Annotated in this window: 22 protein-coding genes; 9 read left to right on the top strand and 13 right to left on the bottom strand. The window is 65.8% G+C overall.

Annotated features, from left to right (window positions below; genetic code table 11):
• Positions 1-89 precede the first annotated feature (89 nt).
• Complete coding sequence (lepB, locus tag RS899_RS26365) at positions 90-653, top strand: signal peptidase I (protein WP_256234948.1); 564 nt, start codon at positions 90-92, stop codon at positions 651-653.
• A gap of 28 nt (positions 654-681) precedes the next feature.
• On the opposite strand, the gene RS899_RS26360 is transcribed toward lepB, so the two are convergent.
• From RS899_RS26360 to RS899_RS26350, 3 genes are all read right to left on the bottom strand, one after another.
• Positions 682-894 (bottom strand): YgdI/YgdR family lipoprotein, encoded by a 213-nt coding sequence (locus tag RS899_RS26360; protein WP_017521498.1) that lies wholly within the window; start codon positions 892-894, stop codon positions 682-684.
• Positions 895-997: 103 nt separating this feature from the next.
• Positions 998-1,399: an SMI1/KNR4 family protein gene (locus RS899_RS26355; protein WP_024766840.1), complete on the bottom strand. Its 402-nt coding sequence runs from the start codon at positions 1,397-1,399 to the stop codon at positions 998-1,000.
• Between the two features lie 177 nt (positions 1,400-1,576).
• Positions 1,577-2,461 (bottom strand): Tim44 domain-containing protein, encoded by an 885-nt coding sequence (locus RS899_RS26350; RefSeq protein ID WP_315808415.1) that lies wholly within the window; start codon positions 2,459-2,461, stop codon positions 1,577-1,579.
• Between the two features lie 257 nt (positions 2,462-2,718).
• Between RS899_RS26350 and RS899_RS26345 the strand changes: the two genes are divergently transcribed.
• Positions 2,719-4,479 (top strand): cation:proton antiporter, encoded by a 1,761-nt coding sequence (locus RS899_RS26345; protein ID WP_024766093.1) that lies wholly within the window; start codon positions 2,719-2,721, stop codon positions 4,477-4,479.
• Between the two features lie 212 nt (positions 4,480-4,691).
• On the opposite strand, the gene uvrD is transcribed toward RS899_RS26345, so the two are convergent.
• Positions 4,692-6,872, bottom strand: a complete 2,181-nt coding sequence (uvrD, locus tag RS899_RS26340; protein ID WP_315808414.1) for a DNA helicase II — start codon at positions 6,870-6,872, stop codon at positions 4,692-4,694.
• A 175-nt stretch (positions 6,873-7,047) separates the two neighbouring features.
• Between uvrD and RS899_RS26335 the strand changes: the two genes are divergently transcribed.
• Positions 7,048-9,897 carry an EAL domain-containing protein gene (locus RS899_RS26335; protein ID WP_315808413.1) on the top strand — a complete coding sequence of 950 codons (2,850 nt, stop codon included), beginning with the start codon at positions 7,048-7,050 and terminating at the stop codon, positions 9,895-9,897.
• Here the strand turns inward: RS899_RS26335 and RS899_RS26330 are convergent.
• From RS899_RS26330 to RS899_RS26300, 7 genes are all read right to left on the bottom strand, one after another.
• Positions 9,891-10,412: a nitrous oxide reductase accessory protein NosL gene (locus RS899_RS26330; RefSeq protein ID WP_315808412.1), complete on the bottom strand. Its 522-nt coding sequence runs from the start codon at positions 10,410-10,412 to the stop codon at positions 9,891-9,893. The genes RS899_RS26335 and RS899_RS26330 overlap by 7 nt on opposite strands.
• A gap of 16 nt (positions 10,413-10,428) precedes the next feature.
• The gene (locus RS899_RS26325) at positions 10,429-11,253 is read right to left on the bottom strand and encodes an ABC transporter permease (RefSeq protein ID WP_315808411.1); all 825 of its coding nucleotides are present in this window, start codon (positions 11,251-11,253) and stop codon (positions 10,429-10,431) included.
• The gene (locus tag RS899_RS26320) at positions 11,250-12,158 is read right to left on the bottom strand and encodes an ABC transporter ATP-binding protein (protein ID WP_315808410.1); all 909 of its coding nucleotides are present in this window, start codon (positions 12,156-12,158) and stop codon (positions 11,250-11,252) included. Before RS899_RS26320 ends, RS899_RS26325 begins: the two co-directional genes overlap by 4 nt.
• The gene (locus RS899_RS26315) at positions 12,155-13,420 is read right to left on the bottom strand and encodes a nitrous oxide reductase family maturation protein NosD (RefSeq protein WP_315808409.1); all 1,266 of its coding nucleotides are present in this window, start codon (positions 13,418-13,420) and stop codon (positions 12,155-12,157) included. Before RS899_RS26315 ends, RS899_RS26320 begins: the two co-directional genes overlap by 4 nt.
• Before the next feature lie 59 nt (positions 13,421-13,479).
• Positions 13,480-15,387, bottom strand: coding sequence for a TAT-dependent nitrous-oxide reductase (nosZ, locus tag RS899_RS26310; protein ID WP_315808408.1), 1,908 nt, complete (start codon positions 15,385-15,387; stop codon positions 13,480-13,482).
• 27 nt (positions 15,388-15,414) lie between these two features.
• On the bottom strand, positions 15,415-17,562 hold the full coding sequence (gene nosR, locus RS899_RS26305; RefSeq protein WP_315808407.1) for a transcriptional regulator NosR: 2,148 nt from the start codon (positions 17,560-17,562) through the stop codon (positions 15,415-15,417).
• A 75-nt stretch (positions 17,563-17,637) separates the two neighbouring features.
• Positions 17,638-17,949: a c-type cytochrome gene (locus RS899_RS26300; RefSeq protein WP_054910310.1), complete on the bottom strand. Its 312-nt coding sequence runs from the start codon at positions 17,947-17,949 to the stop codon at positions 17,638-17,640.
• Positions 17,950-18,149: 200 nt separating this feature from the next.
• On the opposite strand from RS899_RS26300, the gene RS899_RS26295 reads away from it, so the two are divergent.
• From RS899_RS26295 to RS899_RS26270, 6 genes are all read left to right on the top strand, one after another.
• Entirely contained in the window at positions 18,150-18,947 is a 798-nt protein-coding gene (locus RS899_RS26295) for a CbbQ/NirQ/NorQ/GpvN family protein (RefSeq protein ID WP_233296802.1), read from the top strand.
• Positions 18,931-19,524, top strand: coding sequence for a cytochrome c oxidase subunit 3 (locus RS899_RS26290; RefSeq protein ID WP_315808406.1), 594 nt, complete (start codon positions 18,931-18,933; stop codon positions 19,522-19,524). Before RS899_RS26295 ends, RS899_RS26290 begins: the two co-directional genes overlap by 17 nt.
• Positions 19,521-19,769: a cytochrome C oxidase subunit IV family protein gene (locus tag RS899_RS26285; RefSeq protein ID WP_233296800.1), complete on the top strand. Its 249-nt coding sequence runs from the start codon at positions 19,521-19,523 to the stop codon at positions 19,767-19,769. The genes RS899_RS26290 and RS899_RS26285 overlap by 4 nt, the downstream gene beginning before the upstream one ends.
• 113 nt (positions 19,770-19,882) lie before the next feature.
• The gene (locus tag RS899_RS26280) at positions 19,883-20,323 is read left to right on the top strand and encodes a c-type cytochrome (RefSeq protein WP_024766105.1); all 441 of its coding nucleotides are present in this window, start codon (positions 19,883-19,885) and stop codon (positions 20,321-20,323) included.
• A 2-nt stretch (positions 20,324-20,325) separates the two neighbouring features.
• Entirely contained in the window at positions 20,326-21,750 is a 1,425-nt protein-coding gene (locus RS899_RS26275; protein WP_054910307.1) for a cbb3-type cytochrome c oxidase subunit I, read from the top strand.
• 64 nt (positions 21,751-21,814) lie between these two features.
• Positions 21,815-23,662, top strand: a complete 1,848-nt coding sequence (locus tag RS899_RS26270) for a nitric oxide reductase activation protein NorD (RefSeq protein WP_315808405.1) — start codon at positions 21,815-21,817, stop codon at positions 23,660-23,662.
• Between the two features lie 187 nt (positions 23,663-23,849).
• Here the strand turns inward: RS899_RS26270 and RS899_RS26265 are convergent, their stop codons facing one another.
• Positions 23,850-24,032: a protein DnrP gene (locus RS899_RS26265; protein WP_233296797.1), complete on the bottom strand. Its 183-nt coding sequence runs from the start codon at positions 24,030-24,032 to the stop codon at positions 23,850-23,852.
• Positions 24,033-24,036: 4 nt separating this feature from the next.
• Positions 24,037-24,720 (bottom strand): Crp/Fnr family transcriptional regulator, encoded by a 684-nt coding sequence (locus RS899_RS26260; RefSeq protein WP_054910304.1) that lies wholly within the window; start codon positions 24,718-24,720, stop codon positions 24,037-24,039.
• Positions 24,721-24,733: the final 13 nt, after the last annotated feature.

The raw sequence follows: 24,733 nt of genomic DNA, 5'->3' as shown, positions 1-24,733 counted from the left end.
GGGCGTATCCGTGTATCGGATGTGTCCGCTAGGAATGCGGCCGCTCTCGCGCGAGATTCGGCAGCCACTTCACTATTTCGAGCTTGCCCGTGACCATTCCTTTCTGGCGGAACATGGCTGTCCCGGCATGCCTGCTGGGCGGCCTCTACATCCTCAATCCCTTGGGCGTGCCGAGCCAGGACCCGCGCCTGCGACTGCTGGGTGGTTCGACCTTTTCCATCAAGTCGTCATCAATGACGCCGGGTCTGCAGCCGGGCGATTACATCCTGGTCAACGCGGCCACTTATGCCTTTGGCGAGCCGGCCGACGGTGAGGTCGTGGTGTTCCGGCCACCGGACAATCCGGCGCAGATCTACATCAAGCGTATCGCCGGCCGCCCCGGCGATCGACTGAGGATCACCGGCGGGAAGCTGTTCGTGAATGGCCGGGAAGTCACCCAGTCCTACCTGGATGCGAGCCAGAACCAGCGCGAGGACTCGCGCCGGATGCAGGAGCAGGTTGTCCCCGAAGGTCAGTACTTCATGCTCGGCGACAACCGCGACAACTCCCAGGACAGCCGCTACTTCGGCTACGTGCCCAGGGCCAACCTGATCGGTCGCGCCGCGTACGTCTGGTATGCGAAGGATTCCACGCGGATCGGCCCTTTGCGCTAGAGGCCAGATAGGACACGACTGGCGCTCTTCACGGCGTCTTGATGAAGCGGACGTTGTCCTTCTTGATCAGGATCGTCTCGCCGTTCAACTGCTCGAACTCGTAGTAGTCATTGTATTTGTCGTAGTCGGAGTGATCCTTCACCAGGATTTCGCTGCCGTCCTGCAGCGTCACCACGGCCTTGTCGGCGCATCCGGCGAGGCCGAGCAGCAACAGGCAGGTGAACAAGGCTTTCAACTTCATAGTTTCTCCACGGGGCATCGTACCCGCCCGGGCAGCAAGGGCTGGAGGTACGCTGGGTTGCCTGTGTGACCATGGAAGTTTCAGGAAATTCCGACATGGGGCTTCAAGTATCGAGCCATACGTCGCGTGCCCAGGTCCAGACGGAGTCCCAGGTTTCCTCGGTGAGCTCGCCGTCGGCCCAGAGAATCACCTCGCCGTCCTCGGCGACCGCGTAGTAGTCGTCACCGTCGGCGCAGAGCGGGATCAGCTCGCGCGGCAGGCCATTGGCCCAGGCCACGGCCGCGACTTCCGGCAGGTAAGTGTGGGACTGTGGATCGGTCGCCGTGACGGGTTCCAGGCGGCCATAGACGACGTCGCTGACCAGCAGGAGGAATTCGCGGAATTCCGACGGAATGCCGATCAGTAGTGCTTCCTCGATCTCCACCAGCAGTTCTTCGTCGGGCAGTTCCAGCGGTACCGGAACCGGCTCGTTCGCTTCACGCAGTTTCTCGATCACATCTTCCACAGACGGGGCCTCTCTATATTCGACGAATGGCGCGCTTTATACAGTAGTAGCCGGCCCTCCGCGCAAGACCACTGCGCGGGCGCCGTCCGGACGAGCGGCGTGGGCAGGGCAGCCTGTGGCCGATGTGCAAAAACGAAAAAGCCCGGCAATTGCCGGGCTTCTTCTTCACGCGCAGGGTCAGTTCTGGCGGATGCCAGCCACCAGCCAGGGCTGGTTGTCGCCCTGGGCGCGCTCCATGCGCCAGCTTTCGCTGAAGGGTTCGCCCTGGTCGAAGCGCGAGGACTTCGACACGCCGCTGAAGGTCAGGGTGGCGATGGTCTTGTCGGCCTGGTCGTCCACGCCCTCGAGTTGCACGTCGAGGTTGTCGATGTAGGTGGACTGGTAGCTGTCGCCCAGGTCCGCGCGCTCCTGCTTGAGGAACTGCAGCATCTGCGGGGTGACGAATTCGGCGATCTTGTCCATCTCGTTGGCGTCCCAGTGCTGCTGCAGGGACATGAAGTGCTCGCGGGCGGCGCCGATGAAACGGGACTCATCGAACCAGCTCGGGGCGTTGATCACCGGACGGCTGTCCATCACCGGGCGGGACGCGCCACCGAAGATCGACGGCGGAGCAGCCGGCATTTCACGCTGCATCGGCGCGTGGCCGCCGGCTATGGCGGGCTGCTGGCCCTGCTGCTGGCGGCGACGCGAAGCGATGAAGCGGAACGCGATGAAGGCGATCAGCGCGATGATCAGGATGTCGAGGAACTGCATGCCCTGGAAGCCGTCGCCCATGAACATGGAGGCGAGCAGGCCACCGGCGGCGAGGCCGGCCAGCGGGCCGAGCCAGCGCGAAGCGCCGCTCTTGGCAGCGGCGCCGGCAGCGCCTGCGGCGGCACCGGTCGCGGCCGGGCCGGCGGCAGTTGGGGAATTCGGCGCGGCGTTGGGTTGCGCCTGGCGGGTCTGGTGGCTCGGCGCAGAGCCCATGCTCTTGCCGCCACCGAAACGTTTGGCGGCGTTGACGTCGAGGCTGAGCGTCACGGCGACACAGAAGGCCATGGCAAGGCTGAGAAAGCGCTTCATCGTTGTCATTCTCTTGGTTGGTATACGACGCACGTCATGTTGCAGGCCGGGGCCGGTGAGGGCCAGCCGGATTTTGTTTCGTGCTGTTGCCCTGTCCGGGCCCGACCCCTGATATGGGGGCGGTTGAATCCCTTTCCAAATCAGTCTGTTACTGATTCTTTCAGAGCCGCCTGTCGGAAGGCTCGGATGGTAGGCTTCGCTGAGCGAGGCCGTCAGCCGCGCGATCCCCTGACCCCACGCCGCGAGGACCGCCGACCATGCATGCCATCGACTTCATCCAGGACCTCGCGGTGATCATGCTGATCGCCGGTTTCGTCACCATCCTCTGCCACCGCTTCAAGCAGCCGGTGGTGCTGGGCTACATCATCGCCGGGGTGATCATCGGCCCGCACACCCCGCCCTTCGCGCTGGTGCACGACGAGGACACGATCAAGACCCTCGCCGAACTGGGGGTGATCTTCCTGATGTTCTGCCTGGGGCTGGAGTTCAGCCTGCGCAAGCTGTTCCAGGTCGGCGCCACGGCCTTCATCGCCGCGTTTCTGGAAATCACCCTGATGATCTGGGCCGGCTTCGAGATCGGCCGCCTGTTCGACTGGAGCACCATGGATTCGCTGTTCCTCGGCGCGATCCTGGCGATGTCTTCCACCACCATCATCATCAAGGTCCTGGGCGACCTGAAGATGAAGAACGAGCGCTTCGCCCAGCTGATCTTCGGCGTGCTGATCATCGAGGACATCCTTGGCATCGGCATCATCGCGCTGTTCTCCGGCATTGCCGTGAGCGGCACGGTGGAGGCCGACCAGGTGTTCTCCACGGTCGGCAAGCTGAGCCTGTTCATGGTCGTCGCGCTGGTCGTCGGCATCTTGCTGGTGCCGCGCCTGTTGGCCTATGTGGCGAAATTCGAAAGCAACGAGATGCTGCTGGTGACGGTGCTGGGGCTGTGCTTCGGCTTCTGCCTGCTGGTGGTGAAGCTGGAATACAGCATGATCCTGGGTGCCTTCCTGATCGGCGCGATCATGGCCGAGTCGCGCCAGCTGATCCAGATCGAGCGCCTGATGGAGCCGGTGCGCGACATGTTCAGCGCGATCTTCTTCGTCGCCATCGGCCTGACCATCGACCCCAAGGTGCTGGTGGACTATGCCGCGCCGATCCTGGTGATCACCCTGGTGGTGGTCGCCGGCAAACTGATCTCCTGCGGCGCCGGCGCCTTCATTGCCGGCAACGACGGGCGCACCTCGATGCGCGTGGGCATGGGCCTTTCGCAGATCGGCGAGTTCTCCTTCATCATCGCCGCGCTGGGCATGAGCCTGGGCGTGACCAGTGACTTCCTCTACCCGGTGGTGGTCGGCGTGTCGGCCATCACCACGCTGCTGACGCCCTACCTGATCCGCTCCGCCGACCCGCTGGCGCTGTACCTGGGCCGCAGCCTGCCGTCACCCATGGTGCGGGTGTTCAGCCTGTACGGCGAGTGGTTGCGTAGCATCAAGCCGCGGGGCGACAAGGCGATCCTCGCCGGGATGATCCGGCGCATCCTGCTGCAGGTCGGGGTCAACCTGACCCTGGTGATCGGCATCTTCTTCGGCCTGGCGTTTTTCGCCGGGCAGATCGGCCAGTGGCTGGCGCAGTTCGTCGAGCCCGAGGCGCTGCACAAGGCGTTGATCTGGGGCGCCGCCCTGCTGCTGTCGCTGCCGTTCCTGATCGCCGCCTACCGCAAGCTCAAGGCGCTGGCGATGCTGCTGGCGGAAATGGGCGTGAAGGCGGAAAGCGCCGGCCGCCATACGGCCCGCGTGCGCCGGGTGATTTCCGAGCTGATCCCGCTGCTGTCGCTGGGCGGCATGATGCTGCTGCTGGCGGCGCTCAGTTCGAGCATCCTGCCGCCGGGCGAGCTACTGGTGGTGGTGGCGCTGATTGCCGCGCTGGTGATTGCGGTGTTCTGGCGCTGGTTCATCCGCGTGCATTCGCGGATGCAGGTGGCGCTGATCGAGACCTTCGAACAGAACGGCGGCGGGCATCACTGAGCCCGCTGTTTCAACCCAGGGTTTCCTCCAGGACCGCAGTCGTAGGGTGAATAACGCGCCAGCGTTATCCGCCTGCGAGGTGCCGGCGGATAACCTGTCCCAGGTTATGCGCCCTACTGTCCTGTAGGAGCGTGGGGCGCCTAGTTCTTGCTCGCGAACCGGCCCCGTTGCGAAGGTTGTTCGCGAGCAAGCTCGCTCCTACAAAAAACGGATCAGATCGCTTCCAGCTTCGCGTAACCCATCATCAGCCACTTGCTGCCCTCGCTGTCGAAGTTCACCTGCACCCGTGCCTGGGCGCCGGAGCCTTCGAAGTTGAGGATCACGCCGTCGCCGAACAGCGGGTGGCGCACGGACTGGCCGAGGCTGAACGGGGTGTCCGGCACGCTGGCGCCGCTGAACAGGTTGCCGCTGCGCTGGTTGCCCGAGAGCGGGCGGCTCACCGAGTTGGACAGGCGTACTTCCTGGATCAGGCTCGGCGGGATTTCGCGGACGAAGCGCGACACCTTGTTGTAGGTCTCGCTGCCATACAGGCGGCGGGTTTCCGCGTAGGTCATGACCAGGCGGTGCATGGCGCGGGTGATGCCCACATAGGCCAGGCGGCGTTCCTCTTCCAGGCGGCCGGGTTCTTCCAGGCTCATCTTGTGCGGGAACAGCCCTTCCTCCACGCCGGCAAGGAACACCAGCGGGAACTCCAGGCCCTTGGCGCTGTGCAGGGTCATCAGCTGCACGCTGTCCTCGAAGGCGTCGGCCTGGGTGTCGCCGGATTCCAGCGCGGTGTGGTCGAGGAAGGCCACCAGCGGCGGGGTGTCTTCGTCGTCCGGGGTCTCGAAGGCGCGGGCGGCGCTGACCAGTTCTTCCAGGTTTTCCACCCGGGCCTGGCCTTTCTCGCCCTTCTCTTCCTTGTGGTAGGTGACCAGGCCGGACTGCTCGATGACGATCTGGGTCATCTGGTGCAGCGGCATGCCTTCCACTTTCACCGCGAGCAGGTCGACGGTTTCCAGGAAACCATTGAGCGCGCTGGCGGCGCGGCCGGCCACGGCCTTGGCGGCGATCACGTCGTTGATCGCGCGCCACATGGAGGTGCCGTTCAGGCGCGCGGCGTTGCGGATCGCCTCGACGGTCTTCTCGCCGATGCCGCGCGGTGGCACGTTGATCACCCGCTCCAGCGCGGCGTCGTCGTCGCGCAGGCGGATCAGCCGCAGGTAGGCCAGGGCGTTCTTGATCTCGGCGCGCTCGAAGAAGCGCTGGCCGCCGTAGATGCGGTAGGGGATCTTCTCACGCAGCAGCGCCTCTTCCAGTACGCGGGACTGGGCGTTGGAGCGGTAGAGGATGGCGATTTCGCTGCGCTTCAGACCATCCTTGCGCAGGGCGTCCTCGATGGTCTCGACGATGTAGCGCGCCTCGTCGTGCTCGTTGAAGCCGGAATACAGGGTGATCGGGTCGCCGTCGACGCCGTCGGTCCACAGCTCCTTGCCCAGGCGCCCGCTGTTGTTGGCGATCAGCGCGTTGGCGGCCTTGAGGATGGTGCCGGTGGAGCGGTAGTTCTGCTCCAGGCGGATGTCCTCGGTGCCGGCGAAATCGTCACCGAACTGCTGGATGTTCTCGATCTTCGCGCCGCGCCAGCCGTAGATCGACTGGTCGTCGTCGCCCACCACCATCAGGCTCTCGCCGCCCTTGCCGAGGAAGCGCAGCCAGGCGTACTGCACGGCGTTGGTGTCCTGGAACTCGTCCACCAGGATGTGGCGGAAGCGCCGCTGGTAGTGCTCCAGCAGGCTCGGTCGGTCACGCCAGAGGTCCAGCGAGCGCAGCAGCAGTTCGGCGAAGTCGACGACGCCAGCGCGGGCGCAGGCGTCTTCGTAGGCCTGGTAGACGCTGACCATGGTCGACAGGTAGAGGTCTCCGCCGGCCTGGATGTTCTGCGGGCGGTTGCCCTCGTCCTTCTGCCCGTTGATGAACCACTGCGCCTGGCGCGGCGGCCAGCGCTGCTCGTCCAGCCCCATCTCGCGCACCACGCGCTTGACCAGGCGCAGCTGGTCGTCGCTGTCGAGGATCTGGAAGTTTTCCGGCAGCCCGGCTTCCTGCCAGTGCGCGCGCAGCAGGCGATGCGCCAGGCCGTGGAAGGTGCCGACCCACATGCCCGCCGGGTTGATCCCCAGCAACTGCTCGATCCGCGCGCGCATCTCGGCGGCGGCCTTGTTGGTGAAGGTCACGGCCAGGATGCTGTGCGGCGAGGCGTTCTCGACCTGGATCAGCCAGGCGATGCGGTGCACCAGCACGCGGGTCTTGCCGGACCCGGCACCGGCGAGTACGCGCTGGCGCCCCAGCGGCGCGGCCACGGCCTGGCGCTGCGGGTCATTGAGGGAGTTGAGCAGGTAGGAGATGTCATCGTTCATGGGGAGGCATTCTACCGACGGGCGGTTTTCCCCGGCAAACCGGGCCGCCGTCCGGCGTCTTCCCGACGAAAGTTGGGAGGGCTTGCAGCCAATTGCCTTCATCCTGCTTGGGTGGGGCTACCTCCTCGGGTATGCTCCGCCGACGCCTAGGCCAGAACCTACAAGAAAAACGCCTATGACCGCTTATGTAGAGCCTTCGGCGATCCCGGTGAGCCATGCCGAGATCCGCCAGCAGTACGCTCACGAAATTGCCGTCGAACGCACGCGCCTGCTCTACCAGGGCTCGCGGGTGCCGACCCTGCTCATGCTGCTCAATGGCCTGGCCTGCACCGGGCTGCTGTGGGACTACGTGCAGCCGGGGCTGCTGGCCGGCTGGCTGGTCTGGCTGGTGCTGCTGGCCGTGCTGCGGCTGATCCAGGTCTCCGCCTTCAATGCCGCTTCCGCCGAGCGCCAGGCCAGCCCGCACTGGCAGCGCACCTTCCTGTTCGGCGCCGGGGCTTCGGGCCTGACCCTGGCTTTCGCTGCGATCGCCCTGGTCCCGCCGGATGCCTTCCTCCAGCAATCCCTGGTGTTCGGCCTGATCGCCGCGGCCATCCTGTCCGCCAGTGTCGCCTACGCGGTCAGCCTGCCGGCTTTTCTCACCTTTGCCTTGCCCTGCCTGTTTCCGTCAATTGCCTATTTATTGATCAGCGATAACCCGTTGCAGCAGGGCTGGGGCGTGCTCGGGGTGATCCTGCTGGCTGCGCTGCTGGTGGTGGCCTGGCAGATTCATCGGGTCGTCCACGTCGGCCTGCTGCGGCGTTTCCAGGCCCAGGCGCTGGTGGCGCACCTGGAGCGCGCCAACGCACAGACCGAGGCGCTGAACCAGGACCTGGAGCGTGAAGTCGAGCAGCGCCGCCGCGCCGAGCGCGAACTTTGCCGCGCCCGCGACGCGCTGCAGGAGCGAGTGGAGGCGGGCAGCGCCAAGCTCAGCCACACCGAGGCGCGCCTGGCCCTGGCGCTGGAGGCCAGCGAACTGGGCCTGTGGGACTGGAACCTGCTGACCGATGAAGTGCACCACTCGCACCTGGAGGAGATCTTCGGCATCACCCAGGAATCGGTGAAGAGCGTGCGCAACGACCTGCGCCCGCGCCTGCACCCCGACGACGTACCGCTGCTGCGCCGCGCGCTGGTCGAGCACCTCAAGGGCCGCACCGACGGCTACCGCATCGAATACCGCGTGCGCCACGCCGCCGGCCACTGGGTCTGGGTGGAAGACCGTGGCCGGGTGATGGAGCGCGATGGTCGCGGGCAGGTCACGCGGATGGTCGGCACCCGCGCCGACATCTCCCCGCGCAAGCTGCGTGAGGAAGAACAGCGCCTGGCTGCCACGGTGTTCGAGGCCGCCAGCGAAGGCATCATCATCCTCGACCCCGATTACCGCCTGATCGCCATCAACGAGGCCTTCACCTCACTCACCGGCTACCGCCGCGAGGAACTGCTGGGGCACAACGTCGCGCGGCTGATGGGCTCGGCGGAGAGCCTGCGGCGCTACCAGTCGATCCGCACCGAGCTGGAGCGCCAGGGCACCTGGCAGGGCGAGCTGATCGAGACGCGCAAGAACGGCGAGTTGTACCCCCAGTGGCTGCAGCTCAACGTGGTGCGCGACAGCCGGGGAGCGGTGGCCCATGTGGTCGGCTTCTTCGCCGACCTCACTGCTCGCCGCGATGCCGAGGAGCGCCTGCGCTACCTGTCGCACTACGACGAACTCACCGGGCTGGCCAACCGCACGCTGTTCAAGGAGCGCCTGCACGAGGCCAGCCAGCGCGCGCGCCAGGAAGGCCGCACGGCGGCGCTGCTGCTGATCGACCTGGACCGCTTCAAGCTGCTCAACGACAGCCTCGGACACGAGGTCGCCGACCAGTTGCTGCGGCAGATGTCGCGGCGCATGACCCAGACGGTACCCGAGGCCGACACCATCGCCCGCTTGTCCGGCGACGAGTTCGCCGTGCTGATCGACTCCTACGCCAGCCTCGCCGCGCTGGCGCGGCTGTCCAGCCGCCTGCTGGCCAAGCTGCGCACGCCGATGACCGTGGGCGGCCACGAACTGGTGGTCAGTGCCTCGGTCGGCATCAGCCTGCTGCCGGACAACGCCTGGGAAATCTCCGCACTGATGAGCCAGGCGAACATGGCCATGCAGCATGCCAAGCACCTGGGCGGGAATACCTTCCAGTTCTTCACCGACAACCTGCAGGCCTGCACCCTGGAGCGCCTGCAGCTGGAGACGCGGCTGCGCAAGGCCATCGACGAGGGGCAACTGGACGTGCACTACCAGCCCAAGCTGAACCTCGCCAACGAGCGCCTGGACAGCGCCGAGGCACTGGTGCGCTGGCGCCACCCTGAGATGGGCATGGTGCCACCGGGCGACTTCATCGGCTTGGCCGAGGAGACCGGGCTGATCGGTGCCATCGGCGAGTTCGTCCTGCGCCGCGCCTGCCAGCAGGCCCGCGCGTGGCAGCGCCAGGGGCGCGAGCTGCGGGTGTCGGTCAACCTGTCGGTGCACCAGTTGCGCACCGGCAACCTGGTAGACCTGGTGCGTACCGTGCTGGAGGAAACCGGCCTGCCGTCGCACCTGCTGGAGCTGGAATTGACCGAAAGCCAACTGCTGGACAACGTCGAGAGCGTCACCGCGACCTTCCGCCAGCTGCGCGAGATGGGCGTGAAGCTGGCCATCGACGACTTCGGCACCGGCTATTCCTCGCTCAGCTACCTGAAGCGCTTCCCGGTGGACTACGTGAAGATCGACCAGACCTTCATCCGCGACCTGTCGGAGCGCGGCGAGGACGCGGCCATCACCCGCGCGATCATCGCCATGGCGCACAGCCTGGAGCTGAAAGTGGTGGCGGAGGGCGTCGAGCACGCCGAACAGCTGCGCTTCCTGCGCGCCCACGGCTGCGACGAAATCCAGGGTTACCTGATCAGCCAGCCCGTACCAGCGGATGCGTGCCTGGCGTTGCTGGAGAGAAGCGACACGCTGGTTCAGTGATGCTGGTGGTAGCCCGACACGCCCTGTAGCACGCTCTGGTCGATTTCGCTGAAGCGCAGCACACGTCCGCCTTCGGCGGTGGCCATGCGATCGGCGTCGGCGCGGTCGGCGAATGAGGCGAGCGTGGCGCCCATGGCGCCGGGGCGCTTCACGCCGACCACGTAGAACGCGCTGGTGGCGTCGATCAGGTGGCGGTCATCGGGATGGTTCCAGTCGCTGCGGGCCATGTCGTGCACGTACAGGCGCGCGCCGCTGTGCTGGTTTTCAGGCTGCAGCCACCAGCCCAGCAATTCGGCGGTGGAGCAGAATTTGTGCACCGCGCCGGGGGCCACCGCCTCTCCCTTGGGACCGGCGAAGTCGCTGATGACCATGCCGCAGACGTGGCATTCCTCGCCGTTCTGGAAAGGCACCGGAGCGAGATTGGCGTTTTGCTGGGCGGCATCGTCGCAGCCGCCGAGCAGCAGGGCGAGGATGCCGGCGGTAAAAGCCAGGCGAAGGGAGCGGGACAGCAGCATGGTGAAACTCCTCAAGTCAGATCGGGCGCCGGCGGAACAGCGCGTAGGCCAGCGCCAGCGCGGCCAGGGTCCAGGCACACAGCGCCAGCCAGAGTGCCGCGACGGGAACGGCCAGATCGCGGCCGAGGGTCAGCACGCCGCCCAGTTCGGAAGCGAAATCAGGCAGGTTGATCAGCCGGTAAAGATCGGTGGGGTTGAGCAACAGCAGCCAGGGCAGCAGGTTGGCGCTGAGCTGGCCCTTGCCGATCACCAGCAGGGCGAGCAAGGCGAGGTCGAACAGCAGCACGAAGAAGAACCACACGCCCAGCGCCAGGCCGGCGGCGGTGGACTTCTCGCTGACCCGGGCGCTCAGTGCATAGGCCATGGCCAGGAAGGTCCAGCCGAGCAGGCAGGACGAGAGGATGAAGCGGGCGAAGGAACCCAGCAGTTGCCCCAGCGGGATGCCCGGTACCAGTACGGCAATGGCCAACGCGGCGGCGGAGAAGCCCAGCAGCGTGGCGAGACCGAGAATCAGGCCATGGCCGAGGAACTTGCCGACCAGAAGCTGCCCGCGTCCCAGCGGGTAGGTCAGCAGTAGCAACAGGGTGCCACCTTCCTCCTCGCCGACAATGGCGTCGTAGGCCAGCAGCAGGGCGATCAGCGGCATCAGGAAGGTTGCCAGGCTGGTCAGGCTGGCCAGTGTTGCCGGTAGCGAAGTGAAGCCCACTTGTCCGCTGGCGGCCGCGCCAAGCCAGGCGATACCGACGGCCAGCAGGGCGAACAGCAGGCTGATGGCGAGCAGCCAGCGATTGCGCAGGCCGTCGGCGAGCTCCTTGCGGGCGATGTTCCAGATCATGGTCATGCCGGGACTCCCGCGTGCGCGCTTTGCATGTGGTGCCGATAGAGGTCTTCCAGCGACGGCGGCAACACCTCGAGCTCCTGTGCGTGCTCGGCGAGCAGCACGCTGAGCACTTCGTGCTGGTGCGCTTCGCCGACCCGCAGCTCCAGCCGGCGGCCATCCAGGGCGGTGACGCCATGGCCAGCCTCGCGCCAGTGTTGCGGCCAGTCGCCGTCGAGTCTGCCGGCGTAGCGGATGCGTACCGGCAGCCCGGCGTCGCGGCGCAGGTCGGCAAGGCTGCCGGCGGTGAGCAGCCGGCCCTTGGCGAGGATGGCGGCGCGGTCGATATGCGACTCCACGCCAGGCAGCACATGGGAACAGAGGATGATCCCGGTGCCCTGGGCGCGCAGGCGGTCCAGCCACTGATAGAGCTCGATGGTGGCCAGCGGGTCGAGGCCGACGGTAGGTTCGTCGAGCAGCAGCAGTTGCGGCTGGCCGAGCAGCGCCTGGGCCAGGCCAAGGCGCTGGCGCATGCCCTTGGAGTAGGTCTTCACCCGGCGCTGCGCGGCGTGGCTGAGGCCGACCTGCTCGAGCAGTTCATCCACCTCGGCGGGCCGTGCGCCCTTGAGTCGGGCGAAGTGCTGCAGCGTCTCGCGGCCGCTGAGCTGCGGGTAGAAGGTCACGTTCTCCGGCAGGAAGCCGATGCGCCGGCGCACCGCCGGGTCTCCCGGCGACTGGCCGAAGACGCGCACGCTGCCTCGTGTCGGACGCAGCAGGCCGAGGATCAGCTTGATCGTGGTGGTCTTGCCGGCGCCGTTATGCCCCAGCAGGCCGAGGACTTCGCCGGCGCCCAGTTGCAGGTCGAGGCCATGCAGCGCGGTGAAGCCGCCGTAGTCCAGGGTTGCGTCTTGGATCTCGACGGGGTTCATGGTTGCGCCTCCAGATCAGGGGCGCGCATCAGCGGGAAGCTGTCGCGCACGCCGGGTGGGCGGGTGACGGGAAACGCGCGCTGGACCCAGCGCAGCAGTTCGATGGCGGGGCTGGTCATCAGCAACTGCACTTGTGGGTACATCCACAGCAGTTGATCGACCTTGTCGTTGGGTTCGTAGACAACATCGCCGACGCCGTCGGCATTGCGGTCCCAGCCCAGGTAGTCGCTCCAGTAGTTGCCGCGCCCGCCGGCGGACCATTCCTGGGTGCGGCTGGCGACGTACTTGACCTGCTGGCGGTTGCCGATGAAGGCATTGCCGCTGATGCGGTTGTCCTCGGAGCCGGCGGTCAGGTGGATGCCCAGGGCGCTGCTTTCGAAGCGGTTGTTCTCGATGCGGTTGAACAGCGAGTTGTAGATGAACAGGGCCTTGCCCTCGGCCCCGGCGATCATTGCGTCGCCGCCGCCATCGCCGCTGCGCACGGCTTCGACACGATTGCCGTTGAGGGTGGAATAGGTGATGTAGTTCATCAGGATGCCGTAGTTCTGGTCGTCCACCGAACGGTTGCCGATCACGGTGAGCCTGCGGCTCTGCATCAGCGCATAGCCTGTGCGGGTGTGCCGGGTGGTGTTGCCGATGACGCGGCTGTTATGGGTGAACATGTAGTGCACGCCGTAGCGCAGGTCTTCGAAGAGGTTGCCTTCGATGGTGCTGTCGTTGGAGGTGTCGATGTACACGCCGTCGCGGGTCTGGCGGACCTGGTTGCCGCGCACCAGGGCATTCTTCACCGCGTAGAGGTGGATGCCGTTGCCGCGGTCCTGGGAGCGCACGCTGGGGTCGCCCTGGATGCGGTTGTCGAGCACCTGGACGTCGGCCGTTGCATCCAGCCAGATGCCGAAGCCGGCGCCTTGCAGGTCATTGCTACGCACCACGGTGCCGCGTGCGGCCTTGTCGACGAAGATCGCCGCGTCCATGGCCGTCAGGTCACGCCCCCAGTTACGCAGGGTGCAGTCCTCGATGGTCACGCCGGGCACGCGCACATGCAGCGTGCTACCGGCACCCTGGCCGTCGATCACGGCGCCGGGCGCACAGCGCAGATGCAGTGGCTGGTCGATGGTGAAGTTGCCGGTGTAGGTGCCGGCCGGCAGGGTGCGGATGTCGCCATCGCCCTGCAGCGGCAACTGGTCGATGGCTTGTGGTTGCGCCTGGGCGCTTGCCGCGAGCAACAGCGACAGGGCAAGGCCAGGCCTGGTGAGTCCCATGCAACACCTTCTCGTCGATGCCCCGCCAGCGGCTGCCGGCGGGGCCAGGGGCGCGGATATCAGGCCTTTTCCACCAGCATGCGGCCGACCATTTCCATGTGCAGCGCATGGCAGAACCAGCTGCAGTAGTACCAGTGCAGGCCGGGCTTGTCGGCGGTGAAGGTGATGGAGGAGGTCTGTTGCGGGCTGATCTCCATGCTGACGCCGTGGTTGACCACGACGAAGCCGTGGGAGACGTCCTCGATCTCGTCCAGGTTGGTGATGGTGACGGTCACTTCGTCGCCCTGCTTCACGGTGAACTCGGTGAGGCCATAGGCGGGAGCGGACGAGGTCATGTACACGCGAACCTTCTTGCCGTCGCGAATGACTTTGTTGTCCTGCATCAGGTCGATGCCGTCGCGTTTGGCGATCGCCACGGTCTCGGCGAAGAAGGGATCGTCGCGCGTCCAGATCTTGCGGGTCTTGATCTGGTCGCGGCGGGCCAGGATGCAGTCATGCGGCTCGGCGAACGTGGGGCCGTCGTGCACCAGTTTCATCTCGTCGCCGGAGATGTCGATCAGCTGGTCGTTCTCCGGGTGCAGCGGGCCGGTGGGCAGGAAGCGGTCCTTGGAGAACTTGCTGAGCACGACGATCCACTTGCCGTCGGCCTCCTTGGTCTCGGTCAGTGTCGCGTGGTTGTGGCCAGGCTGGTAATGCACGTCGAGCTTCTGGCGGATGTAGTCGACCTTCTCGCCCTGGTAGGCGCGAATCGCGTCATCGATGTTCCACTTCACCAGTTGGCTGTCGATGAACAGCGTGGTGTAGGCGTTGCCGCGCCCGTCGAAGGTGGTGTGCAGCGGGCCCAGGCCCAGTTCCGGCTCGCCGACGATGACGTCGCGCGGGTCCTTGAGCTTGCCGGCGAACAGGTCGGGCAGCTTGTCGATGGCGATGATGCTGCAGGTGGGCGAGAGCTTGCCGTTGGCGATGAAGTACTTGCCGTCCGGCGAGGTGTTGAGGCCGTGGGGGTTCTTCGGCACCGGAATGTAGCGGGTGACTGCGCTGTCCTTGCCATCCTTCTTGCGGCCATCGACCACCGGTACCTTGCTGTCGCCCAGGGTGATGAAGCGCTTGGCCTTGATTTCCTTCTCGATCGCCGGGACATCGAATACCACGACCCAGTCGCGCTCGTTGCGCATCATGCCGGCGAGGTCCGTGGCCTTCTCCGAGTTGTAGCAGGTGGAAGCGGCGAAGCGGCCGGTGTAGTCCATGTCGCTGTTGTCGAGGTTGCCGTCGACAATGACCTGCCACGCCACTTCCATGGTTTCGGCATCGAGCGCGTTGTACATGGTGAAGGCGTTGTCGCCGGTGATGTCGAAGGTCGAGCCGTCATTGGGGTGCGGGATGATGAACTCGGCGTTGCAGAACACGTATTGGGTGTGCGGCACCTTCTGCAGGCGCAGGCCGTGGATGGCCTGGACGTTGGGAATGGTGGTGATCCTGTCGCACTTCATGATGTCCAGGCGGATGCGCGCGACGCGGCTGTTGGCCTTGTCGTTGATGAACAGGTACTTGCCGTCGTATTTGCCGTCGGTCATCGAGATGTGCGGGTGGTGGCAGTCGCCGTTATGGAAGCGCGCGCTGTCGCCGAGGATGCGCTTGCTCTCGTTGGTCAGACCCCAGCCAGTGGCCGAGTCGACGTTGAACACCGGGATGCGCATCAGCTCGCGCATCGAGGGAATGCCCAGTACCCGCACCTCGCCCTGGTGGCCGCCGCTCCAGAAGCCGTAGTACTCATCCAGCTCGCCGGGGGCGACATTGATCTTGTCCTGCGCCGACTTCACCGCGTCCGCCCAGGCCTCGCGCGATGTGAAAGCACCCATCGAGCCCGCCGTTACCAGCGCTGCGGCACCGGTTACCGCGGAGGCGCCGAGGAATCCCCGCCGGCTGAGCCCGGCAATCTCGTCCTGTTGCTGCTTCTTGTCAGTCATGTCCTGCTCCTTCCTTAAGGCAAATGGTCAAATCTGTTGCACCGCGATCAGCTGGTCGTCGTCACTGGTGGCCGTGCGCTTGCCGCGCTTCTTGCGCTTGTTCACCAGCGGTGGGCACTTGTGCTCGTTGTGGTAGGTCATCTGGCAGTCGAGGCAGTAGTGGCACTCGTTGGCGTTGATCCTTCCATCGGGGTGGATGGCCTGGATCTCGCACTCCTTGGCGCAGAGCTGGCACGGCTGGCCGCATTCCTTGCGCCGCTTGAGCCAGTCGAACAGGCGGGCCTTGCCGGGGATCGCCAACGCTGCCCCGAGCGGGCAGACGTAGCGGCAATAGACCTTGCGGGTGAACAGGTTGATGACCAGCAACACCACCACGTAGGCGACGAACCACCATTGGCGATCGAAGTGCAGGGTGATGGCGGTCTTGAACGGCTCGACCTCGGCGAAGCGCTCGGCGGTGGACAGTGACTCCAGGGAGAGGCCGAACAGCACCAGCAGGACGATGTACTTGATCGCCCAGAGCCGCTCATGGACGGCAAAGGGCAGCTCGAACTGCGGCACCTTGAGCTTGCGTGCTGCCTCGTTGAGCAGCTCCTGCAGGGCGCCGAACGGGCACAGCCAGCCGCAGAACACGCCACGTCCCCAGAGCAGGATGCTGGCGGCGGTGAAGGTCCAGAGGATGAACAGCACCGGGTCGATGAGGAACAGTTCCCAGCGGAAGCCTTCGAACAGCGAGTGGGCGAAGGTCAGCACGTTCACCACCGAGAGCTGGCCCAGGCAGTACCAGCCGATGTAGGTCAGGGTGAACAGCAGATAGCCGCGGCGCAGCCAGTGCAGCAGCTGCGGCCGACGGGCCAGGTTGTCCTGCAGGAAGAGGATCCCCGCCAGTAGCCCCAGGGCGCCGAGCAGCACGCCGATCTGGAAGCTTTTCTGGTACCAGACGCGCAGCCACATTGGCCGCTTGGCATCCTCCAGGGCCTCCAGTTCCGCCGCGCTGGGCTGCGGCCGGTCGAGGTAGCCCTCCGGCGTCTGGTAGCCGAGGTCGAAGGTGGTGAACAGGCTGTCCACCGGGCCGGTCTGGCGCCGCACCAGCAGTTCCAGGTCGAAGGGTGTGCCGGGGTCGAAGCGTTGTGCGGCGCGGACGATGAAGATCGCCATCTCGGCGAAATGCGGCATGCCCTCTGCGTAGGTATCCGACAGGCGCTGGTAATCGAGGTCGCGGAAACTGAGGATGTCGCCGAACTGGCGAATCTGCACCCGGTCGAAAATGCCGCCGCGCACATAACCCGAGCCCTTGAAGGAGTACTCGCCGCTGCCCAGTACCACGACGGCATATTCATTGGGCTTCAAGGACTCCATCAGCTCGCGGTATTGCTTGTCGCCGAGCAGGTTGCGGCCGACGTTGGGCGGGTTGAGCAGGGCGGTGTAGAGATCGATGAAGGTGTCTTCGCGCTGTTGCGCATCGCGGGCCTGGTTGACCTTTTCGGCGGCGGTGCCCTTGAAGGCGTCGTCGATCTGCCCGCGGGTCAGTTTCAGCTGGCGGATCGCGCCATTGCCCAGCAGCTCGCGCCAGCTCGCCGGTTGATAAACGTCGGTGCGGACGATAGCGGGCTTGGGTCGCACCTGGCCGTCGTCCTTGATCAGCTTGAGCGACACCGCCACGGTACGGGCAGCACGCATGATGATCTCGTTGACCACCATGACCGTCACGGTGGCGCCGGCGACAGCATCCACGGTCACTGTCTGCGGATCGCCGGAGCGCCCCACGGCCACGCGCTGGTCGGCGCGCAGGCCGCTATAGCCGGCGGTGAAGGCGTGGAGTTTTTCTTCGGGAATGCCGATCAGCAGGATCGGCTCGTGGTGTTCGAGGACGTAGCTGTCGCGGATCACTGCCTGCGGATCGAGGATCACCTGGACGTTGATTGGCTTGCCGGAATACGCGGGAATACGAGTGACACGAATGCTCTGGAAGGCGTAGCCCAAGAGTTTGTCGCCGTGGGACAGACGCCGCACGCCGTACTCGCCCTCGGGCTCGCCAATGTGGTCGGCCTGGGGGAACACCTGCTGGATGCGCGTTCGCTCCAGATCGCTGAGGTCGGCGCTGTGCGCCGCCAGGCCAAGCATCAGCAACAGGCAGCCGAGCAGCGCCCGGTACAGATCGCGAACGCCCGCCATGGGGCCTCCTTCCTCCATCGCCCGGTCGGGCGGAACTGCGTCAGAAGGCGGTGGGCGCCGATCTCACGCAACGGGTCACTTGAGGGTGACGATCCACTCGGCCAGGGTCTTGGCTTCTTCCGGGCTCACGGCGTTGGCGGGCATCGGGATCGGGCCCCAGTTGCCTTTGCTGCCGGTCTTGATGCTGTTGGTGATGTGGGCAACGCCGTCGGCCTGTGGACCGTACTTGGCGGCAACGTCATGGAAAGCGGGGCCGACGAGCTTCTTGTCGACCGAATGGCAGGCCACGCAAGCCTTCGCCTTGAACAGCTCCTCGCCGGTGCTGGCCATCGCGGTTGTCTGGACCAGCAGGCCGCCGAACAGCAGGGCTACCAGGGCTTTGTTCATGAACGTTTCTCCTCACAGGCTGGCGCTTCGAGGCGCCGATCGTTTTCGCCGGCTTCCCGCCCGGCGTCTGTGGCGATTCTAGGAGCGGCCCCTGCGGCTTCCGCTTGATGCCAATCAAGAAGTTCCCGCGCCGTGCTTGAGGCATTGCGCCGCGCTGGCTAGCGTGCGAGCCGACAACTGCCAACCGAGACTCGCCCGCCATGAACGCCCCCGCGCAGAACGATCCGCCGCTCTTCTACCAGCCGACCGGCAACGAGGTGGCGCTGTTCACGCAGGCATCCGCGCAGGGTATGCCGGTGTTGATCAAGGGCCCGACCGGCTGCGGCAAGACCCGCTTCGTCCAGCACATGGCGCAGCGCCTGAACCTGCCGCTGTACACCGTGGCCTGCCACGACGACCTGTCGGCTGCGGACCTGGTCGGCCGCCACCTGATCGGCAGCGACGGCACCTGGTGGCAGGACGGCCCGCTGACCCGCGCGGTGCGCGAAGGCGGCATCTGCTACCTCGACGAAGTGGTGGAGGCGCGGCAGGACACCGTGGTCGTGCTGCACCCGCTGGCGGACGATCGCCGCGAACTGTTCATCGAGCGCACCGGTGAATCCCTGGTGGCGCCCCCCGGCTTCATGCTGGTGGTGTCCTACAACCCCGGTTACCAGAACCTGCTCAAGGGCATGAAACCCAGCACCCGCCAGCGTTTCGTCGCCCTGCGCTTCGACTATCCGGCGCCGGAAGCGGAGGCTGCGATCATCGTCCGCGAGGCCGGGGTCGCGCCGGAACTGGCGCAACGCCTGACGCAGCTGGGCGTGGCCCTGCGCCGGCTGGGCCGGCAGGAGCTGGAGGAAGTCTGCTCGACACGCTTGCTGGTGCTTACCGCGCGGCTGCTCAACGCCGGCGTGGCGCCCCGCGATGCCTGCCGCGCCGGGCTAGCCGAGCCGTTGTCGGACGACGAGGCCACGGTCGCCGCGCTGATGGACCTGGTCGATGTCCACTTCGCCTGACGCGACACTCGATGCCCGGCACCTGCCGGGCGACCTGGCGATGTGGTTGTTCATCCTCGCCGAGCTGACCGTCTTCGCCATCCTCATCATCGTCTTCGCCGTGGCCCAGTACCTGGACGTCGAAGGTTTCCGTGCCGGCCGCGCGCAGCTTGACCTGTCCACCGCCCTGACACTGACCCTGACACTGCTTACCGCTGGCGTCTGCGCAGCGCTGGCGGTGGAGCAGGTGCGCCACGGCCGGCAGCAGCGTGCGGCTGCACTGCTGGGGGTTGCCGTGTTGCTGGGGCTGGTCCACGTAGTGCTCAAGTCCGGCGAATACCATCACCTCGCCGCGCAGGGGCTGGACCTGGAATACAGCACCTTCTTCACCCTGTTCTGGCTGATCACCGGCTTCCACTTCCTGCACGTACTGCTGGGGCTGGTGATCCTCGGCTGGATGGCGCTGCGCTGCCTGCGCGGCGCCTACCGCGGCGATGCCCTGGGTGGGCTGGAGTCCGGCGCGCTCTATTGGCACATGGTCGACCTGGTCTGGGTGGTGCTGTTCCCGCTGGTCTACGTGCTGGCGCCTGGCTCGTGAACACGCTGCTGCTTGCCTGGCTGCTGATGCTGCCGATGTCCGTTGCCGCCGTCTGGCTCGGTCACCACGCGCCCGATGCCCTGTTGCCGGTGGCGGTGATCCTGCTGCTGGGCCTGGGCAAGGCATGGCTCATCGTGCTGCGTTTCATGGAGCTCGGCCATGGCCCGCGGCTGTGGCAATCGCTGCTCCTTGGCTGGCCGCTGGTGGTCACCGGGGCGATCCTCGTCCTACATGCAACTCACTGATTTCATGTAGGAAAAATACCCGACTAGAAGCATTGGTCTTTCTTGATTGCCATCAAGCGAGGCGGCCAGGGACGGTTTCTACAATGGCCCCGACCGTGACCTAGGAGGGCCCCATGTCAGAGACATTTACCAAAGGGATGGCGAGGAACATCTACCTGGGAGGAGGCGTTTTCTTCTTCCTGGTGTTCCTCGCGCTGACCTATCACACCGAAACCACCTTCCCCAAGCGCACCAACGAGAGTGAGCTCACCGAGTCGGTGGTGCGCGGCAAGCTGGTGTGGGAACAGAACAACTGCGTGGGTTGCCACTCCATCCTCGGTGAAGGCGCCTACTTTGCGCCGGAGCTGGGCAACGTCGCGATCCGCCGCGGTGGCGATGCCGCCTTCGGCTCCTTCCTCGCGGCCTGGATGAAGATGCAGCCGCTGGGCGTCCCCGGCCGCCGGCAGATGCCGCAGTTCCACCTGAGCGACCAGGAGGTCACCGATCTCGCGGCGTTCCTGCTGTGGACCTCGAAGATCGACACCAACAAATGGCCGCCGAACAAGGAGGGTTGAGCATGACCCCGGGCAATCCCTATCTGAAATTCGCCTCGCAGTCGGTGGCCAAGCCGTACTTCGTGTTCGCCCTGATGCTCTTTGTCGGGCAGATCGTCTTCGGCCTGATCATGGGCATGCAGTACGTGGTCGGTGACTTCCTGTTCCCGGCCATCCCGTTCAACGTCGCACGGATGGTGCACACCAACCTGCTGATCGTCTGGCTGCTGTTCGCCTTCATGGGTGCGGCCTACTACCTGATCCCCGAAGAGGCCGACCGCGAGCTGTACAGCCCGAAACTGGCCATCGTGCTGTTCTGGGTCTTCGCCGTCGCCGGCGTGCTGACCATCCTCGGCTATCTGTTCGTGCCGTACGCGGGTCTCGCCAGGCTGACCCACAACGAGTTGCTGCCGACCATGGGCCGGGAGTTCCTCGAACAGCCGACCATCACCAAGATGGGCATCGTGGTCGTGGCGCTGGGCTTCCTCTTCAACATCGGCATGACCATGCTCAAAGGCCGCAAGACCGCCGTCAGCGTGGTGATGATGACCGGCCTGGTGGGCCTGGCGGTGTTCTTCCTGTTCTCCTTCTACAACCCGGAGAACCTGTCGCGCGACAAGTACTACTGGTGGTGGGTCGTGCACCTGTGGGTGGAAGGCGTGTGGGAACTGATCATGGGCGCGATGCTGGCCTTCGTGCTGATCAAGATCACCGGCGTCGACCGCGAAGTCGTGGAGAAATGGCTCTACGTGATCATCGCCATGGCCCTGATCACCGGCATCATCGGCACCGGCCACCACTTCTTCTGGATCGGCGCGCCGCAGGTCTGGCTGTGGCTGGGCTCGATCTTCTCGGCGCTGGAGCCGCTGCCGTTCTTCGCCATGGTGCTGTTCGCCTTCAACATGGTGAACCGCCGCCGTCGCGAGCACCCGAACAAGGCCGCCGCACTGTGGGCGCTGGGCACCACCGTAACCGCCTTCCTCGGTGCCGGCGTGTGGGGCTTCCTGCACACCCTGGCCCCGGTGAACTTCTACACCCACGGTTCGCAGCTCACCGCCGCCCACGGGCACCTGGCCTTCTACGGCGCCTACGCGATGATCGTGATGACCATGATCAGCTACGCCATGCCGCGCCTGCGGGGCATCGGCGAAGCGCCTGACGCCCGTGCGCAGAGCCTGGAGATCTGGGGCTTCTGGCTGATGACCATCTCCATGCTGCTGATCACCCTGATGCTCACCGCCGCCGGCATCGTCCAGGTCTGGCTGCAGCGCATGCCAGCCGATGGCGCTGCCATGCCGTTCATGGCCACGGTCGAGCAGCTGAAGATCTTCTTCTGGCTGCGCCTGTACTCCGGTGTGGGCTTCTTCATCGGGCTGATCTGCTACCTGCTTAGCTTCCGTCAGCGCGGTCGTATGGCTGTCGCTTCCGGCGTGGCACAGGTGGGCTGATCGATCTCGTCATCCCGGGCCCGTCCGCTTTGCGGCGGGCCTTTTTCGTTCTGCAGGGGGCGTCATGACCATCCACCTCGAAATCGAAGAAGGCTTCGGCCGCGCCTGGCACCGCTTCATCACCCGCCGCGCCAGCCCGGAGTTCGAAGAGGCGGCAGTGGCCCTGGAGGAGGTGCGGCGCAGCCTGCTGCTGCTGTTCCGTGGCACCGGCGGCGAAGCCGGGGTCGGCGTGGAGGCGGCCAGTGCTCGCGAACTGCTGGTGCGCCGCAGCCTTCTGCAACAGGTCGCCGGGACCTGCCAGCAATTGCCGGTGGCCTGGTTCGACGCCGATTCCCTGCGCCTGCCCGCGCAACTGTCGGTGTTCCCCGACGCCGAGCTGAACCGCGAACTCTACCGCTGGCTGGCGCTGCTCGCCGCCCACAGCCAGCCGATGCGCCACTGGGCCCGTGATAACCAGGCCTGGACGCGAACGGTGCTGGAGCGTTACCCACTGCTGCGCCCGCGCTATCAGCGTCTGGTGAACGCCCTGCTCAGCCTGCGGCCCGATCTCGGCACGCTGCCGCCTGCCGAAGCCGAGCTGGAGCTGGCGCTGCAACAGGCGCTGCGCGATCCGGGCAGCATCGAACGTCTGCCCCGAAGTGAAAAGGCGCCCTGGCCGGTGCCGCTGTGGCTCTACCCGCCGCAGCGCCTGGCCGCGCCGCAGCACACCGACCTGATTGAAGGCGACGAGCAGGGCCGCTCCGCCCACAGCGAAGCCAAGGGCCTGGCGCGCAAGCGTGCCGAGCGTGTCGAACAGGACCCTGGCCGTGGCGGGCTGCTGCTGTTCCGTCTGGAGAACCTGTTCAGCTGGTCCGAGCACATCGAGCTGGATCGCGCTGGTGACGACAGCGAAGACCTCGATGCGGCGAAGGTTGCCGACGACCTTGATCATCTGAGCCTGTCCCGGCAACGGCAGAAGAAGGGCGGCGGGTTGAAGCTCGATCTCGATTTGCCCGCCGCCGACTTCGACGACGTGCCGCTGGGCGAGGGCATCCGCCTGCCGGAATGGGATTACCGCCGCCAGCAACTGATCGAAGACCACGTCTGCCTGCAGCCGATGCTGCCTCGCGATGCCGTGCCGGCGCCGCTGCCGGACGCCCTGGCGCCCATCGCGCGGCGGCTGCGCCGGCAGTTCGAAAGCCTGCGCCAGCAGCCGCAGTGGCTACGCCGGCAACCCCAGGGCGCCGAACTGGACCTGGAGGCCTGGCTGGATTTCAGCGTCGAACGACGCCTGGGCGCCTGCAGCGAGCCGGGGCTGTTCCTGGAACGCCGGCAAACTCGTCGCGACCTGGCGTGTCTGCTGCTGGCGGACCTGTCGATGTCCACCGACGCGCACATCGACAACGACCACCGCGTCATCGACCTGATCAGTGACAGCCTGTTGCTCTTCGGCGAGGCGCTGCAGGCAGTTGGCGATCGTTTCGCCCTGTACGGGTTCTCCTCACTGCGCCGGCAGCAGGTGCGCCTGACCCAGCTGAAGACCTTCGACGAGCGCCACAACGACACCGTGCGCGGGCGCATCCGCGCGTTGCGTCCTGGCTATTACACACGCATGGGCGCGGCGATCCGCCGGGCCACGCAGTTATTGCTGGAGCGCAAGGAACGCCAGCGCGTGCTGCTGATCCTCACCGACGGCAAGCCCAACGACCTGGATTTGTATGAGGGACGCTATGGCGTCGAGGACACCCGCCAGGCGGTGCTGGAAGCCCGTCGTGCCGGACTGGTGCCGTTCTGCATCACCATCGATCGCGAGGCCGCGGATTACCTGCCGCACCTGTTCGGCAGCCAGGGCTACCTGCTGCTCAACGACCCGGCGCAGTTGCCGGTGCAACTGCCGCAGCTGTATCGGCAGCTCACCCGTCGCCAGGGATGACCAGCAAGGAATGTAGGGCGAATGAAGCGGAACGCTTCATTCGCCGCGGCGGATAACGCCTGGGGCGTTATGCGCCCTACGAAGCTGATGGGGCATTCTGTAGGAGCGAGCTTGCTCGCGAACCTGGCCCCGCTGCGGGATTCGGTTCGCGAGCAAGCTCGCTCCTACAGGGATTCGGGTATTGGGCTCAGCGCGGCAACCAGACCATCATCACTGCGCAGAACACCGCGAGCATCGCGCAGTACCAGGCGAAGCGCTTCAGCCGGCGCTGCTTTGCCAGCTCCTGATCAAGCGGCAGAGGCATCCCGCACTGCGGGCAATCGGCAGCGTCCTCGGGGCTCTCGTGCTGGCAATACAGGCATTGGCGCATGGACCTACTCGAACTGTTCCAGCCGCGCGACGTCGAGTACCTGCACGTTGCGCCCGTCGAGGTCGATGATCTTTTCGTCGATCAGCCGCCGCAGCACGCGGGAAAAGGTCTCCGGCTGGATCGACAGGTGCCCGGCCACCAGTTGCTTGGCCATCGGCAGCTCGAAGCGGTTGCCTTCGCTGCCCTGGCGATTGAGCTGGGTGATCAGGTAGCGCACCACGCGGTGGGTGGAGTTCTTCAGCGACAGCGTTTCGATCTCGTTGATCCGCCGGTGCAGGCGTACGCAGAGGGTGGCGAGCAGGGAGAAGGGCAGCTGCGGGTTGCTGTGCAGCAACTCCATGTAGGTGCGGTTGGCGAAGCGATAGACCTGCGTGGGCTCCAGCGCCTGGGCCGAGGCCACGTAGTCGGGGGTATCCATCAGCATCATGGCTTCGGCGAAGGTCTGCCGGCTGCCGACCACCTCCAGCACCTTCTCCTGGCCCTCCGGCGTCAGGCGGTAGATTTTCACCGCCCCGGAAATCACGAAGTAGAAGGCATGGGCCGGCTCGCCCTGGAGGAACAGCTTGTCGCCCTTCTCCAGGTTGAGCAGCGTGCTGGTGGCGAGCAACTGCTCCAGCTGTTCCTCGTTGAGCACGTTGAACAGGTGGTGGCCGCACAGAATCTGGTGGTGGACGCGATGCGCTTGCATGGCGGGGCGCTCC

The organism is Pseudomonas sp. C9-3 (genome assembly GCF_032392015.1).
GTDB lineage: Bacteria > Pseudomonadota > Gammaproteobacteria > Pseudomonadales > Pseudomonadaceae > Pseudomonas > Pseudomonas nitroreducens.
Note: the sequence above shows the minus strand (reverse complement) of the source record. Positions and strands in the feature narration are given on the sequence as shown.